This is a genomic window from Cupriavidus sp. 10L43_2 (genome assembly GCF_056395265.1).
In genome coordinates this window covers 34827-49588 of sequence record NZ_JBFTJE010000012.1, presented here as the reverse complement: position 1 = coordinate 49588, position 14762 = coordinate 34827, and the positions used below count along the sequence as shown (strand labels likewise).

The following is a 14762-nucleotide window of genomic DNA, read 5'->3' as shown; positions in this document are numbered from 1 at the left end:
AATACAGCCAAAATGGCGTAAAACGGCTTTACAACTTCCTAGCTGTATTCGCGCCCCCATCCGAGCATACATCCGACTATGTATCCCATCCGCATCATCAGCCAGTTACGGCCGATCCTCCAGGGCTTCCGCAAGTCCCGCGGGCTGACCCAGGCGCAACTCGCGGCGCGCCTGGGGGTGAGCCAGCAGACCTATGCCCGGCTGGAAGCCAACCCGGCGCGCGTCAGCGTGGAGCGGCTGCATGCGGTATTGCAGGCGCTGGACGTGGAAATGCTCCTGTCGACCGATGGGGACGAGGACTATCGCGGCGGCGGCTCCATGCTCCGCCAGCCCCCGCCAAGCGAGCCCTGGTAATGGGACGTCGACCTTTGCGACGCCAGCTCGGCGTCTGGATGAACGGCCATTTCACGGGCGTGTGGGCACAGGGCAGCGAGGGCGAGACCTTCCACTATGCGGCCCGCTGGATCCACAGCGCGCAAGGCCGGCCGCTGTCGCTTTCGATGCCGTTCCGGTCAGACAACGCGCCGTATCGCGGCCGCGTGGTGACGGACTACTTCGACAACCTGCTGCCGGATAGCGACGCCATCCGCCGGCGGCTCGCGCAGCGCTATCGCACGCGTGGGATCGGTCCGTTCGATCTGCTCACGGCGCTGGGCCGCGACTGCGTGGGCGCGCTGCAGCTGCTCCCCGAAGGCGAGGTACCCGAAGAACTGCGCGTCATCGAAGGCAGCCCGGCTGATGACGCCCACATCGCCCGCTTGCTGCGCGACACCACGAGTGGATCGCCCCTCGGCCAGCATGGCGACGATGCCGACCTGCGCCTGTCGATCGCCGGCGCGCAGGAAAAGACCGCGCTGCTGCGCCGGGACGGCCAATGGTTCGTTCCGCACGGCAGTACGCCGACGACCCATATCCTCAAGCTGCCGCTCGGGCTGGTAGGCAATATGCGCGCGGACATGCGCACGTCCGTCGAGAACGAATGGCTTTGCGCGCAGCTGGTCGAGGCCTTCGGCCTGCCCATCGCGGCGTGCGAGATGGCGATGTTCGAGGATCAGAAGGCGCTCGTGGTCGAGCGTTTCGACCGGCGCGTGGCGCCCGATGGCGAGTGGATCCTGCGCCTGCCGCAGGAGGACTTCTGCCAGGCGATGGGCATGTCCCCGCTGGCCAAGTATCAGGCCGATGGCGGGCCGGGCATCGCGGACATCATGGCGATCCTGGCCGGCTCCGACGCGCGCGAGGCGGATCGTCGCAATTTCTTCAAGACGCAGATCCTGTTCTGGATGCTCGCCGCCACGGACGGGCATGCCAAGAACTTCAGCCTGAGCATCGGGCCGGGCGGTCGCTACTGGGCCACGCCGCTGTATGACGTGCTTTCGGCACATCCCATCGTCGGGGGCGGCGCCAATCAACTCGCCATACAGAAGGCGCGCATGGCCATGGCGGTGCGGGGCTCGCAGAACTACTACCGGCTGGCCCAGATCCAGCGTCGGCACTGGATTGCGCAGGGGCGGCAGGTGGGGCTGCCCGAGGCGGAGGTGGAGTCGATGATCGCCGAACTCGTTGCCGCCATGGACCCGGCGATCGCCGCCGTCGCGGCCCGCCTTCCCCGGGAATTTCCGCAGGACGTGGCCGGGGCCGTGTTCGATGGCATCAGGGCCCAAGGCAAGAAGCTGTTATAATGCCGGACTTGGTCCTCTCTCCAAACGACAGGACCGGGTGCCGACATCACTACAAAGACTCAGTTTTGGCACCCTTCGGGCGTACACCCGAATCGATCCGGGCCACGTGGCCCGTCACCATAATGACCGGCGGCAAGTCCGCTCCGTACCCGGCACGCCCCGTACCAGCGCGCCAGCTTACGCAAGCACGGTCACTCCGCGTCAATCGCGACGACATGCGCCTCAGTGCGTGTCGCGCACATTGACCCCCTTCCCATCGCGTTGGAACCAACTGGCAAGCAGAGGCGCACATCGGTGCCCAGCCTGCGCATGCGCGTTCACGCGAAACGAGACATCACATCACATTGCAGCAAACGCAAATCATTGAATCGCCGTACACGGTTGCCGTGTACCCCATCGAGCAAGAGCCAGGCGTCTGGTTCGCGGCCTACCTGATCCGCGAATACAAGGACGGCATGGAACGCGTGGTGGCCAACGTGGCCATGCGCCACGACACCTACCGCACCGCCGCCCGGGCCAAGCATGCCGCCCGCTGTGCCGGCGAAGGCGCCATCACGCGCCTGGCTGCGCGACACCATCAACCGGGCGCCACTGCCCACGCTAATCAAGGAGCCCGTCATGGCTAAGGAAGATCTCGTCGAATTCGGCGGCCACGTTTCCGAAGTGCTGCCCGATAACCGTTTCCGCGTCGTTCTCGAAAACGGCTTCCAGGTGTGGGCATATTCGTCGGGCCGCATGAAGAAGAACCGCATCCGGATTCTGGCCGGCGACCGCGTGACGCTGGAAATGTCGCCCTATGACCTGACCAAGGGCCGCATCAACTACCGGCACAAGAATTGAGCGCAGTCATGAGCCATCCCGACCTGGAAGAGGCCGTCATGTCAGCCAATGACGAATGGGAAATCATGCATCTGACGCCCAAGGGCTGGATGGACGGCAGCTACCGGCATGAGCCGGGCGATGCCGTGAACATCGCCCCGCCGGCCGATGACGTGCTGACCGTGCGCCGGCACGTCAGCGCCACCTACGGCGGGCCGTCCCGCGTGGTCGAGGACCGCACGCCGCGCACCGAAGACATGGCGCTGATCGAACAGCTGCTGACGAAATTCGGCGCGCCCGGCTTCGGCGTCTGAGTTCCCGAGGCGTCAGCCGCGTGCGCGGCGCGCCTCGTAGGCCTTGAGACTCGTCAGGGCCAGTTCCAGGGTCGGCGCCGGCGTCTTGCCGCGCCGCGCCAGCAAATCTCCCACGATCTGGTCCGATTCGATGGCAGCGCCACGCTCCAGGTCGCGCAGCATCGACGCCATCAGCGGTGAACCTTCCGCAAACAGTGTCGCCCGAGCCTGCTCGAGCGCCGGCGCCCGCGCCGGATAGCCGTTCGCGGCCGCAATGGCCGCGCACTCATCGAGCAGCGCCGCAATGGTCTCCCGCCCGCGCGGTGCGGCCAGAATGTCGCCAATCGTCGCCCGCATCAGGCAGGTGGACGAGGCCAGCGTCGCCAGAAACAGCCACTTCTCCCACATGTCCTGCATGATCGCTTCGCTGCGCTGCACGTCGAAACCGGCGTTCTCGAGCAAGGCGGCCACGGCGCGCGCGCGTTCGGTATTGCCAGCCGGGCGTTCGCCGAACGAGAGGATATGGAAGGCCGACAGATGCAGGATGGTGCCTTGCTCGTCCAGCGTGCTGGAGATCATGCAGCGGCCACCCATCACGCGCTCGGCGCCGAAGCGCGCATCGAGCTTGTCCAGGTGCTGCATGCCGTTGAGCATCGGGATGACCACCGTGCCGGGGCCCATGGCCGGCGCGAAGCTGTCCATGGCGCCGTCGAGGTCGTAGGCCTTGCAGCTCAGCAGCACCACGTCGTACGGCTCGGTGATCTGGGTGGATAGCACGGTGGGTGGGTCTTCCACGCGCACGTCGCCGTGCGGGCTCATGATCCGCAGGCCGCGTTCGGCCAGCAGGGCCGCGCGCCGGGGCCGCACGAGGAACGTGACGTCACGCCCGGCCTGCAGCAGCCGCGCCCCGAAATACCCACCAATCGCACCCGCTCCGACTACCAGAATCCGCATGTTCGACTCCCCAGGTCAGCCCGGCTCCAGGCCGGGTGTGCGCCATTGTAGTGGCGCGCCGCAAAAGCTGCAGGGGCCGTTCATTTCCCTTCGCCCCGCGCCTGGCTGCGGGCGAGGTAGACCTCGTGCAGGGTGATCTTCCGCACCTCCGCCTGGCTCGCCCCGATGTGCGAGCGCAGCAGCCTGCAGGCTTCATCCGACCGATGGGCGAGCACGGCGCGCAGGATGCGCCCGTGCTCTTCATACGTGGCATCCACGCGCGCCGGCTTGGTGAAGTCCAGCCGGCGGATCAGCCGGATGCGTTCGGTTACGTCGCGATGCACGCGCGCCATCTCGGGGTTGCCGGCAGCCTCCACCAGCGTGCAGTGGAAAGCCTCGTCCAGTTCGCCCACGCGCGCCATGTCGGGCAGCCGCGCCTCGGGCGGCACCAGCCAGATCGCCGCCAGGGCGGCCAGCGCCTCCTGGTTGCTGTCCGGCGCCATCGCGCACAGCCGCCGCACGGCCTCGGTCTCCAGCACCATGCGCAGGTCGTACAGTTGCTCGAACTTGTCAAAGTCGAACGGCAGCACGCGCCAGCCGGCGCGGAAGCTGACCTCGACGAATCCTTCCTGCTTCATCCGGAACAGCGCCTGGCGGACCGGCGTGCGTGACACGCCCAGCCGCTCACAGACTTCGTTCTCGGTGAAGCGGTCGCCGGGCACGAGGCGAAAGTCGGCGATATCGCGCTTCAGCAGCGCGTACACATCGTCGGCACGCGAGGTGCGCCCGGCATCGGTAGGGGGCATGGCATTCATGGGGATAGGCGCGGTGCGGGTCTCATGGGGAAGGCTGGGCCGGCGCTGGCGCCCATTATGCGCCGGCGCCGGCCGGGTCGCCACCGGCCCCGGGGGCACGCTTCAGCGCCTGACTTCACGCTGGAAGATCTCCAGGCTCTGCCGCTTGGCCGCGACGAAGCTCGCCTGCGACAGCGTCTCCACCGTGCGTGGCCGCGCGTCGCCGTAGTCGAGGATCTCGGCCACGCGCGTCGGGCGCTTGGTCAGCAGCAGGATCTGGTCGGCCAGGTACACCGCCTCCTCCAGGTCGTGCGAGACCAGCAGCATGGTCGTGCCGGTCTGCATGAACACCTCCTGCAGCTTCTCCCGGATGAACAGCGTCATTTCGAAGTCGAGCGCGGAGAACGGTTCGTCGAGGAACAGCACCTCGGGCCGGGGCGCCAACGCCCGCATGATCGACGCCGTCTGCTGCTGCCCGCCAGACAGCTCGTACGGGTAGCGGTTCAGGTCGAACTTCACGTCGAAGGACGCCACCAGCTCCGCCATGCGCCGGTCCACCTCGGCCTTGCTGCGGCCCTCCAGCAGGAGCGGATAGGCGATGTTGTCGATGGTCCGCATCCACGGGAACATCGCCTCGCGGTAGTTCTGGAACACGTAGCCGATGCGCGTGTCCTTGAGCGACTTGCCGTCGAACAGGATCTCGCCCCGGTCGATCGGAATCAGCCCCGCGATCATGTTGATCAGCGTGCTCTTGCCGCAGCCGTTGGGGCCGAACACCGAGACGATCTTGCCTTTCGGGATGTCGAGGTCGAAGTTCTCGTACAGCGGCCAGCCGGCGAAATACTTGGTCAGCCCGCGGATGGTGATGTGGGTGCCCGGCGGCCCGGGGCGGAACGGCGGCACCGGCACGTCGGCGTGGCGGGCAGGGGACAGAACGGTGGTCATGGTTACCTTCCACTCCAATGGACGATGCGGCGTTCCAGCACGAGGAACGCGATGTTGAGCACGTAGCCGAGCGCGCCGGCCGCGAGGATGGCCGCGTACATGGTCTTGACGTTGAGCACCTGCTGGGCATCGATGATGGCGTGGCCGAGACCGTTCTCGGAGCCGATGAACATCTCCGCGACGATCACGATGACCAGCGCCATCGACACGGCGGAGCGCAGGCCGACAAAGCTCGGCTGCAGGCTCTCCCAGACCAGCACGTCCCGGAAGATGCGCCAGCGGGAGGCGCCCATCACGCGCGCCGCCATCACGCGCTGCTTGCGCGCGTTGATCACGCCATAGGCGCTGTTGAAGACCACGATCAGCAGGGCACCGAAGGCGGCGATGGCTATCTTGTTGATGTCGGACACGCCGAAGATCAGCAGGAACAGCGGAATCAGCGCGGAAGACGGCGTGGAGCGGAAGAAGTCGATCAGGAACTCCACGCTGCGGTAGGCCCGCTCATTGCTGCCGAGCAGCACGCCCAGCGGCATGCCAACCACCGCCGCAATGGCGAACGCCTGCAGCGTCCGCGCGACGGTGACGGCGAAGTCCGCCAGCAGCTCGCCGCCGGCCAGCCCGGTGGCCAGCGCCACCAGCGTATCGCCGGGGCTCGGCAGCAGGATCGGCTTGATCAGGCCGAAGCGGACCACCAGGTCCCAGATCAAGAACAGCACCAGCGGGCCGACCATCGGCAAGAGTCGGTCGCCGAGGGGCCGGCGTGGCGCGGCGTCGTGCGAGGCCGGGGGCGCCCAGGACTGGCCGGCGGGCGGGGCCGTGCCCGGCACGGCGGCGGTATCGGAGAGTTCGGACATGGTCGTCAGGCCTTGTAGAGCAGCGTGTTGACGTCCACCTTGCGCGAGAAGATGCCCTTTTCGGTGAACAGGTCGTAGAACTTCTGGAAGTGGGCGGCGTCGCTGGCCTTGAATTCGTCGAAGAACAGGTAGTCAGCCATCGGCACCTCGGCCGTCAGCGCGCCTTCGATGGCCGTATAGCCCTTGAGGAAGGGGCGCGCCTCGGTCGGGTTCTGGCGCACCAGCACCACGCCGCGCCGGTAGGCGGCGAGGTAGGCCTTGGCCACGTCCTTGTTCTTGCCGAGGAATTCCGTGGTCAGGCTGGCCGAGCCGCCATGCCACGGGGCCATCGGGTCGCCGAGGATGTAGCGCGCCACCACGCCGGCTTCCAGCGTGCGCGTGGTGCCGTTGAGCCGGCCGATGGTGCCGGTCGGCTCGAGCGAGTAGACCCCATCGATCTGGCCGGCGGCGAGCGCGGCCACGTGCTGGCCAATCGGCAGCTCCGTCACGCTGATCTTGCCGGCGCCGGCGCGCTCGAGCATGGTCTTGGCCAGCACCACGTTCTGCAGGCCCGGGCCGCATGCCACGCGCTTGCCCTTGAGTTCCGCCACGGTCTTGATCGGGCTGTCCTTGGCCACGAGGAACTCGTCGAGCACGAACTTGGCGTTGGTCGGGTTGGTGCAGAAGATCTTCAGCAGGCCGGGCTGGGCGATGTCACCGATGGCCAGCGCGGCCGAGGCGGTGCCATTGGCGCTGCCGTCGCAGCGGCCGGCCAGGATGGCCTCGATGACCTGCTGCGGGCTGGCGAACTTGATCGGCTCGACGTTCAGCCCCGCTTCCTTGAAATAGCCCTTTTCGACGGCGGCGAAGAAGGGCAGGCCCGACGCGACCGGCCAGTAGCCGATGCGCAGCTTGGGCGTGCCCTGCGCGCGGACGATGGCCGGCGCGGCCAGCACGGACAGCGCGGCGGCGCCGGCCTTCAGCGCGCGGCGGCGCGAGGGGGAGACGGTGGCGGGACGGGAGGTGGAGCGGGTCATGGCAGGTTCCTGTGCGTGAATGTTGAGGATTCGGAAGACGGTCAAGCGGCGGAGAGCGACGTGATATAGGCGCGCCAGCCGCCATGGGCGCTGACATCGGGCGCACCGTGCAGCGCATGGCCTTCGCAGACGAAGCCATGGACCCAGCGGCCATCGGCCAGCTCGAGGCTGCCCAGCGCGAGCGGGGCCGGCACCAGCGCCAGGAAGCTGCCGACGGCGGCGAGCGGCACCTGCCACACCTCCACCGCGATGGCGGCGCCGGCATCCTCCCCGGCGTCCACGCGGCGCAGGCCGGGCTTTGGCGGGGTGGTGCCGGGCAGCGCGTGCAGCCGATAGTGCGGCGCGGTGGTGGTGGCCTCGGCCAGCGTCGCACCGCGTTCGGTCAACTGACCGTTCAGCGGCATGCCAGAGAGATGGGCGCCCACCACGGCCAGCGGCAGATGAGTGGCGGGGGACGGGGCCAGCCCGGCAATGGACACCGGCGCGGGCAGCGGCTCGCCCGTCGCACCCAGCGTCAGCCCCGTGGCGTGGTGGAAGCGTTGCCCCAGGTCGGCGAGCTGCCAGTCGCTGCCGGCCTGGCCGATCAGCGTGATGCCGAACGGCAGCCCGTCCGGGCGCAGGCTAGCGGGCACGGACAGCGCGGCGTAGTCGAGCAGGTTGACGAAGTTCGTGTAGTGGCCGAGTTCGCGGTTGCGTACCACCGGATCGGCCAGCATGGCGGCGATGGTGCAATGCGTCGGCGCCGTGGGCACGCACAGCACGTCGATGTCCTGCCACATCGTGGCCGCGCGCTGGGCCAGGGCCTGGAGCGCGTGCTGGGCATCGAACACATCGGCGGCGCTGTAGCGGCTGCCGGCGGCCAGGATCGAACGCACCGGCTCGATGACCGCGCCCGGCGCGCGGTCGAAGAAGGGGCGCACGGCGGCGTAGCGCTCGGCGACCAGCGCGCTGTCATAGAGCAGCGCGGCGGCTTCGGCCAGCGGGGCATAGTCGATGGGCACCGCGCGACCGCCCAGCGCCTCCAGCGCGGCAACGGCGGCGTCGAAGGCCCGGCGGGCGAGGTCATCGCCGAAAAACTCCGGCTCGGCCGGCACGCCAAAGCGGAACGCAGCCGGCAGCGGCGTGCGCGCCAGCGGCAGCGCGCGCGAGTACGGGTCCTGCGGGTCATGGCCGGCTGCGGCTTCCAGCACGCGCACCGCCATGGCCACCGTGCGCGCCAGGATCGACACGCAATCCACGCTCTGCGCGGCGGGGAACACGCCGTGGGCGGAGATCAGGCCCTTGCTCGGCTTCAGCCCGACGATATTGTTGAGCCCGGCGGGCACCCGGCCGGAGCCGGCGGTGTCCGTGCCCAGCGCGAAGTCAACCTCACCGCTGGCCACCGCGTACGCCGAACCGGAACTCGACCCGCCGCTGACATAGGCTGGATCGAACGCATTGGGCACGGCGCCGTAGGGCGAGCGCGTGCCATTCAGGCCGCAGGCGAACTGGTCCAGGTTGGTCTTGCCGGCCAACGCCGCGCCGGCGCCCAGCAGGCGCGCGATCACCGTGGCGTGGGCGTCCGGCACGTAGGCGAATTCGGGGCAGGCGGCGGTCGTCGGCACGCCAGCCACGTCGATATTGTCCTTGGCCGCAAAACGCAGGCCGGCCAGCGGGGCGTGCTCCGGGTGCGGGGCGACGACCGGGGTATCGAACCGCGCGATCCACGCCGCATCGGCCTCGCCGGGGGCGGCTGTCGTGGCCGCTGTGGTGGCCGAGGTAGAGGTACGCATGAGTGTCCTATCTGAAATCCAATCTTGGATACAAGATAGCAATCACCGTGCCAAAGGCACTTTTGGGCAGGGGGAGGCCCGGTCAGACGTGGAAAATGTCAATGAAATCAGTCGATTAACCACGTGGCTGTTCACGCGTGACCGGCTGCTGGGCGCCTTCGGCCTGCCACCCACACCCTGCCGGCCATCCGCAAGCCCCTGCGTGGTGCGCGCACGCACCAGTGTCGGGAGGTCTTCACTGACACGGCGCTACGGGGTCCGCCCGACAGCGCCCGCCCGCCGCGCCGCCTACTGTGAAAGTCTCGACCGGGATATATCGAATAGAGGAGCCAGCTTGTTCGCGACCTGGGCATTGGTCATTGGCGCGCTGCTGATCACGATGGGGTTGATCGACTCCATGGTGAAGCGCCTGCCCATGTCCCCGTCCGGCCTGTATCTATTAGTGGGGATGGCGCTGGGACCGGGCGGGGCCGGGCTGATCGTGCTCGATCTGACGGACCCGGGCCACGTGAAGGTGCTGGAATGGATCACCGAGCTGGCCGTGCTCGTCGCCCTGTTCGGCGTGGGCTTGCGGCTGCGGGTGCAGATGACGTACCGCGTCTGGCGCCTGCCGGTGCGGCTGGCCACCGTGGCGATGCTGCTGACCATCGGCGGCGTCTGCGCCGTGGCGGTGGGCTGGCTGCAGGTGCCACTGGGCCTGGCGGTGCTGCTCGGGGCGATCCTGGCGCCCACGGACCCCGTGCTGGCCTCGGACGTGCAGATGGCCGATACCGAGGATCGCGACGTGGTGCGCTACAGCCTGACGGGTGAGGGCGGCCTGAACGATGGCGCGGCGTTCCCGTTCGTCATGCTCGGCCTTGGCTTGCTGGGTTTCCACGAACTGGGCGCGTGGGGCGGCCGCTGGATGGCGGTCGATCTGGTCTGGAGCACCCTCGGCGGGCTGGCAATCGGTGGGCTGCTGGGCTGGCTGGCGAGCAAGACCATCCTGGTCCTGCGGCTGCGCTTCCATGAGGCGGTGGGGCTGGAGAGTTTCCTCACGCTGGGCCTGATCGGCGTGTCCTACGGCGCCGCGCTGTTGCTGCACACCTACGGCTTCCTGGCCGTGTTCGCGGCGGGGCTGGCGATGCGGCAGGTGGAGCGCCGCGAGAATCCCGCCACCTCGCCGGCGGAGGTGCTGGGACCGCTGCATACGGCCGATGTCGAGACCACCTCCACGCACGAGCGCAAGGCCGCCGCCTACCTCACCCATACCGCCTCGGAGTTCTCGTTCAATATCGAACGGCTGGCCGAGCTGTGCGTCACCCTGCTGATCGGGGCGATGCTGACCCGGGAGGTCTTCCACGCCCAGTACGTGGTGCTGGCGCTGCTGCTGATCTGCCTGATCCGGCCGCTATCGGTCTATGCGTCCACCTTCGACCTGCCCATGGCGCGCGGCCAGCGGCGCCTGACCGCGTGGTTCGGCATTCGCGGCATCGGCTCGCTTTACTACCTGGCCTATGCCCTGACGCACACCGCCGGCGAGGAATGGAGCCCCTTCCTGATCCACGCCACGCTGTGCACCGTGGTGTTCTCCATCGTCCTGCACGGCCTGACGGCCACGCCGCTGATGGCCTTCCATCAACGGCTGGGGCGCTAGCCAGCACCCTTCAGCGTCATTCAGCGCCGCTGCGCCAGCCCGATGCCTGCGGCGATGGTGAGCAGCCCCACGCCGTGATACCAGTGGGGCGACTCGCCGAGCAGCAGCGTGGAGAGCAGGGCGGCGAACACCGGCGTCAGCGTGATGAAGAACACCGGCAACTGCGCGCCGGCCCGTGCGATGGCGCGGTCCCAGGCGAAGTAGGCCAGCAGCGAGGGAATCGTCGACACATAAAGCAGGATGCCCATCACCTTGCCGTTCCAGGGGATGGGCGTCGACAGCGTCATCAATTCCCACGCCGTGACGGGCACGCTGGCCACCACGCCGGTGACGATCTGCGCGAACAGCAGCACCGGCAGCGGCAGGTCCGGGCGATGCTTGCGCAGCAGCCAGGTATAGGCGCTCCAGGCGATGGTCGCCGCAAGCATGTACAGGTCGCCGGGCACGAAGTCGAGCTGCGCCAGCCGCCCCAACTCCCCGCGCACCAGCACGAAAGACACCCCCACCAGACACAGCAGCGCCCCCGCCACAGCCCACGGCCGCATGCGCTCCCCGAAGAACAGCGCGCCGATGATCAGCAGGAACAGCGGCGTGGAGGCGCCAATCAAGGTGACGTTGATCGGCGTCGAGGTGGTCAGCGCGAGGTACTGGAACGCGTTGTAGCTGGCAATCGACAGCACGCCCATCGCCGTCAGCAGCCCCGCATGCCGGCGCAGCGTGGCCCGATGTTCCACCACCCCGCGCCAGGCGTAGAGCCCCAACAAGGTCCCGGCCAGTACCCAGCGCACGAAATTCAGCGTGAGGGGCGGAAACGTACCGGCGGCCAGCCGCCCGACAATGGCGTTGCCCGCCCAGGCCAGTGGCGGGAAGGTGAGCAGGAACAGGGTGGTCCCGTCGAGGCGGCGGGTGGCGCTGGCATGCATGGGGGTGGGGAGGGCGTCGTGAGGATGCGGGATTATCCGCCATCACGGCGTGTGGCGCTGGCGCCCCCCCGCAAGGCGCCCCTAAGGCGCCCGCTGTACCCGATACACCTTGCCGCTCGTCGAAGACGTGCCAGCGTCGGCCAGTACGTAGAGTTCCTGCGCGGCATCGGTGCCGAAGGAGTAGACGCTGCCGCTGGCGGTGACCGGCCAGTCCACCCGCTCGGAAACGGCGCCGTCGCGGTACAGGAAGCTGGCCAGCTTGCCGGTGCACAGGTCGGTATAGAAATAGCGGCCCTGGAGTTCGGGCAGGGCCGCGCCGCGATAGACGTAGCCGCCGACGATGGCGCAGCCGCCGGCGTCGTGGGTGTACTCGAACACGGGCGCGGTCAGACCGGCGGGGTCGCACGCGGTGGCGCCGACGCAGGCGGTGCCTTCCAGACGATCCCATCCGTAGTTGAGGCCGCCGCTGGCGGTTGGCATGGCGTTGACTTCCTCGCGCTGGCCTTGGCCGACATCCGCGATATAGAGCAGGCCGTTCGCATCGAACGAGAACCGCCACGGGTTGCGCAGCCCGGTGGCCCAGATCTCGGGGCGTCCGCCCCCACCGCCGGCGAACGGATTGCCGGCCGGCACGGTATAGCTGGCGCCGCTCACGTCGATGCGCAGGATCTTGCCCAGCAGCGTGCCGCTGTTCTGGGCGTTGTTGGCGGGGTCGTTGCTACCGCCGCCGTCGCCGGTGCCGATGTAGAGCATGCCGTCCGTGCCGAACGCGAGCTGGCCGCCGTTGTGGTTGCTGGCCCCCGGGTGCGGAATCGACAGCAGCAACGTGCCGGTGGGGTTCGCTGCGTCCGGGTTGCTGGCCGAGACCGTGTAGCGCGCCACGGTGATCGCGCCGTTCTGGTCGGTGTAGTAGACGTAGAAGCGCCCGTTGGTGGCGTAGGCGGGGTCGAACGCCATCGAGAACAGGCCGCGCTCGCCGTCGGTGGTGGTGAGGATGGAGAGGTCGAGGAAGGACGCGGCGAGCACGCTGCCGTCCCGCACGATGCGGACCCGGCCGGCGCGCTCCACCACGAACAGCCGGGGGTCGTTGGCGGGTGCGGTGAGGAAGATCGGCGCCGCGAAGCCTTCCGCCACCTGGTTCAGCGACAGCCGCATGTCCGAGGGCGCGCCGTAGCTCACGCCGATAGTGGGCGCCGTGTTGGCGGCCACCATCGCGGTCTGCGCGGCCTGCGAGGGCTGGTAGGACGTCGATCCGGTCAGTACCGGGGCCGCCGTCACGGTGTAGGTGCCGGCCGCGAGGTTGCCAAGCGTGACGGTCTGGCCGACGGTCTGCCGATAGCCGCCCGGCCCGGTCACCGTGATGTTGGCCGGCGTGCCGGCGGGCAGGCCGGACACGACGATCGCGAGGGTGGCGGGCGTGCTGCCGCTGGTGATCTGGACGTCGCCGCCGCCACCGCCACAGCCGGCCAGCCACAGCGTGGTGATGGCGAGCAGCCGGCATAGCATCGATCGATGTGCATGAATCATCACGTCCTCCTGCTCACCACGTTACCGAAGCCTTTGTATCCTAGGTCGGTCTGAGCCGGGGCAGCAGGCAATCGAGCAGCACGTCGAAGGCGGGGCCGATGTCTTCCTCGGGCACGCAGGCATAGCCCAGCAGCAGCCCGCGCCGAACCGTCGGCCCCATGAAATAGCGCGATAGCGGCCGTACCAGGATGCCGCGCGCGCGGATGTCCGCCGTCAGGGCCACATCGTCCACGTGGTCGGGCAGGCGCAGCACGAGGTGCAGCCCGGCGTTGCTCGCGTGTTCGTGCAGCGCCTCCGTCCCGAGGTAGCGTTCGATCAGCCCGGCCAGCACCGCGCGCCGCCGGGCATAGAGCGGGCGCATGCGGCGGATGTGCGCGGCATAGTCGCCGGCCTGCATGAACTCGGCCACGGTGGCCTGCGTCATCAGGTGGCCGGCGCGGTACAGGTCGGAATGGGCGGTCTGGAAGGCCTCCGTCAGCCCCTTCGGCAGCACCAGATAGCCCATGCGCAGGCCGGGGTAGAGCGTCTTGCTGAAGGTGCCGATGTAGAGCACCGGCGCGTCCGGCTCCATACCCTGCAGCGACGGAATCGGCTGGCCGGAGAAGCGGAATTCGCTGTCGTAGTCATCCTCCACGATCCAGCTCCCGTGCCGCCGCGCGAACTCCAGCAGCGCGCGCCGCCGCCGGAGGCTCATCACGGCGCCCAGCGGATACTGGTGCGAGGGCGTGACGAAGATAAAGCGCGGCGCGGGGGCGCTGGCGTCCGCATCGGGCAGGCACAGCCCTTCGGCGTCCACGGGCAGCGGCACCATGCCGATGTCGCTGACCTGCAGCACGCCGCGGATGCCCCAGTAGCCCGGCTCCTCCACCCACGCCTGATCGCCCGGCGAGCCCAGCATGCGCGCCACGAGGTCGATCGCCTGATGGATGCCTTCGGTAATCAGCACCTGATCGGCATCGCAGCGCACGGAGCGCGCCACGCGCAGGTGGGCCGCCACCGCCTCGCGCAGGGCCGGCAGGCCGCCGCCGTGGCTGTAGCTGAGCCATTCGGGCTGCGGCCGGCGCCACAGCCGCGCGGCGATCTGGGCATAGCGCCGATGCGGGAAGCGCGTCAGGTCCGGCACGCCGGGCATGAAAGCGCCCCATTGGATGGGCGATGCGGAGGCACTCGAGACCAGCCGCTGCCCGCGCGGCGAGAGGCCCGGCATGGCGTCTGCCGTGGCCGGCGCGCTGTCGGCGGCGGTGGCGTTCAGGTAGCGCTCGGGTGCCGTGTCGGCCACGAAGGTGCCGCTGCCCGTGCGGGCGCGCAGGTAGCCCTCGGCCAGCAACTGCTCGTAGGCAAACATCACCGTGTTGCGGGACAGGCCCAGCTCCGCCGCCAGGTCGCGCTGGGGCGGCAGGCGCGTGGCGGGCGCCAGGCTGCCGTCCAGGATCGCCCCCCGGATGCAGGCGTACAGCGCCCGATTGAGCGGTTGGTCGGTCGGCTGGCCGAGCCGCTGGAGCAGCAGGTCGCCGCAGATCGATTTCACATTGGCACCATCTGATTTGTCGAAGTGGCGCTGGATTGTAGAG

Annotated in this window: 15 protein-coding genes; 6 read left to right on the top strand and 9 right to left on the bottom strand. The window is 68.7% G+C overall.

The features are described 5' to 3' along the window. Nucleotides 1-78: 78 nt before the first annotated feature. The 5 genes from AC1DEL_RS17450 to AC1DEL_RS17430 all read left to right on the top strand — a co-directional run bounded on the left by AC1DEL_RS17450 (nt 79) and on the right by AC1DEL_RS17430 (nt 2812). A complete protein-coding gene (locus AC1DEL_RS17450) occupies nt 79-354 on the top strand; it encodes a helix-turn-helix domain-containing protein (RefSeq protein ID WP_092299829.1) in 276 nt (91 codons plus the stop codon). Next, entirely contained in the window at nt 354-1679 is a 1326-nt protein-coding gene (locus AC1DEL_RS17445; RefSeq protein ID WP_477126054.1) for a type II toxin-antitoxin system HipA family toxin, read from the top strand. The genes AC1DEL_RS17450 and AC1DEL_RS17445 overlap by 1 nt, the downstream gene beginning before the upstream one ends. A gap of 344 nt (nt 1680-2023) precedes the next feature. Continuing rightward, the gene (locus AC1DEL_RS17440) at nt 2024-2305 is read left to right on the top strand and encodes an isochorismatase (RefSeq protein ID WP_092299833.1); all 282 of its coding nucleotides are present in this window, start codon (nt 2024-2026) and stop codon (nt 2303-2305) included. Further along, the gene (gene infA / locus AC1DEL_RS17435; protein WP_092299836.1) at nt 2298-2519 is read left to right on the top strand and encodes a translation initiation factor IF-1; all 222 of its coding nucleotides are present in this window, start codon (nt 2298-2300) and stop codon (nt 2517-2519) included. Before AC1DEL_RS17440 ends, infA begins: the two co-directional genes overlap by 8 nt. A 38-nt stretch (nt 2520-2557) precedes the next feature. Next, nucleotides 2558-2812: a translation initiation factor 1 gene (locus AC1DEL_RS17430; protein ID WP_092299977.1), complete on the top strand. Its 255-nt coding sequence runs from the start codon at nt 2558-2560 to the stop codon at nt 2810-2812. 12 nt (nt 2813-2824) lie between these two features. Here the strand turns inward: AC1DEL_RS17430 and panE are convergent, their stop codons facing one another. From panE to atzF, 6 genes are all read right to left on the bottom strand, one after another. Beyond that, nucleotides 2825-3745: a 2-dehydropantoate 2-reductase gene (gene panE, locus AC1DEL_RS17425; protein WP_477126053.1), complete on the bottom strand. Its 921-nt coding sequence runs from the start codon at nt 3743-3745 to the stop codon at nt 2825-2827. A gap of 80 nt (nt 3746-3825) precedes the next feature. Next, on the bottom strand, nt 3826-4530 hold the full coding sequence (locus AC1DEL_RS17420; RefSeq protein ID WP_477108138.1) for a GntR family transcriptional regulator: 705 nt from the start codon (nt 4528-4530) through the stop codon (nt 3826-3828). Nucleotides 4531-4641: 111 nt separating this feature from the next. After that, nucleotides 4642-5463: an ABC transporter ATP-binding protein gene (locus tag AC1DEL_RS17415; RefSeq protein WP_092299844.1), complete on the bottom strand. Its 822-nt coding sequence runs from the start codon at nt 5461-5463 to the stop codon at nt 4642-4644. Nucleotides 5464-5465: 2 nt separating this feature from the next. Continuing rightward, entirely contained in the window at nt 5466-6317 is an 852-nt protein-coding gene (locus tag AC1DEL_RS17410) for an ABC transporter permease (RefSeq protein ID WP_441593444.1), read from the bottom strand. 5 nt (nt 6318-6322) lie between these two features. Beyond that, the gene (locus AC1DEL_RS17405; protein ID WP_092299850.1) at nt 6323-7333 is read right to left on the bottom strand and encodes an ABC transporter substrate-binding protein; all 1011 of its coding nucleotides are present in this window, start codon (nt 7331-7333) and stop codon (nt 6323-6325) included. A 41-nt stretch (nt 7334-7374) separates the two neighbouring features. Continuing rightward, nucleotides 7375-9105 carry an allophanate hydrolase gene (atzF, locus tag AC1DEL_RS17400; RefSeq protein WP_477126052.1) on the bottom strand — a complete coding sequence of 577 codons (1731 nt, stop codon included), beginning with the start codon at nt 9103-9105 and terminating at the stop codon, nt 7375-7377. A 334-nt stretch (nt 9106-9439) separates the two neighbouring features. On the opposite strand from atzF, the gene AC1DEL_RS17395 reads away from it, so the two are divergent. Then, a complete protein-coding gene (locus tag AC1DEL_RS17395; protein WP_454757769.1) occupies nt 9440-10741 on the top strand; it encodes a cation:proton antiporter in 1302 nt (433 codons plus the stop codon). Between the two features lie 20 nt (nt 10742-10761). Here AC1DEL_RS17395 and AC1DEL_RS17390 read toward each other — a convergent pair whose 3' ends face one another. The 3 genes from AC1DEL_RS17390 to pdxR all read right to left on the bottom strand — a co-directional run bounded on the left by AC1DEL_RS17390 (nt 10762) and on the right by pdxR (nt 14719). Beyond that, nucleotides 10762-11664, bottom strand: a complete 903-nt coding sequence (locus tag AC1DEL_RS17390; RefSeq protein WP_092299856.1) for a DMT family transporter — start codon at nt 11662-11664, stop codon at nt 10762-10764. An 81-nt stretch (nt 11665-11745) separates the two neighbouring features. Continuing rightward, on the bottom strand, nt 11746-13191 hold the full coding sequence (locus AC1DEL_RS17385; RefSeq protein WP_477126051.1) for a PQQ-dependent sugar dehydrogenase: 1446 nt from the start codon (nt 13189-13191) through the stop codon (nt 11746-11748). Between the two features lie 40 nt (nt 13192-13231). Then, nucleotides 13232-14719: a MocR-like pyridoxine biosynthesis transcription factor PdxR gene (gene pdxR / locus AC1DEL_RS17380; protein WP_092299862.1), complete on the bottom strand. Its 1488-nt coding sequence runs from the start codon at nt 14717-14719 to the stop codon at nt 13232-13234. Nucleotides 14720-14762: the final 43 nt, after the last annotated feature.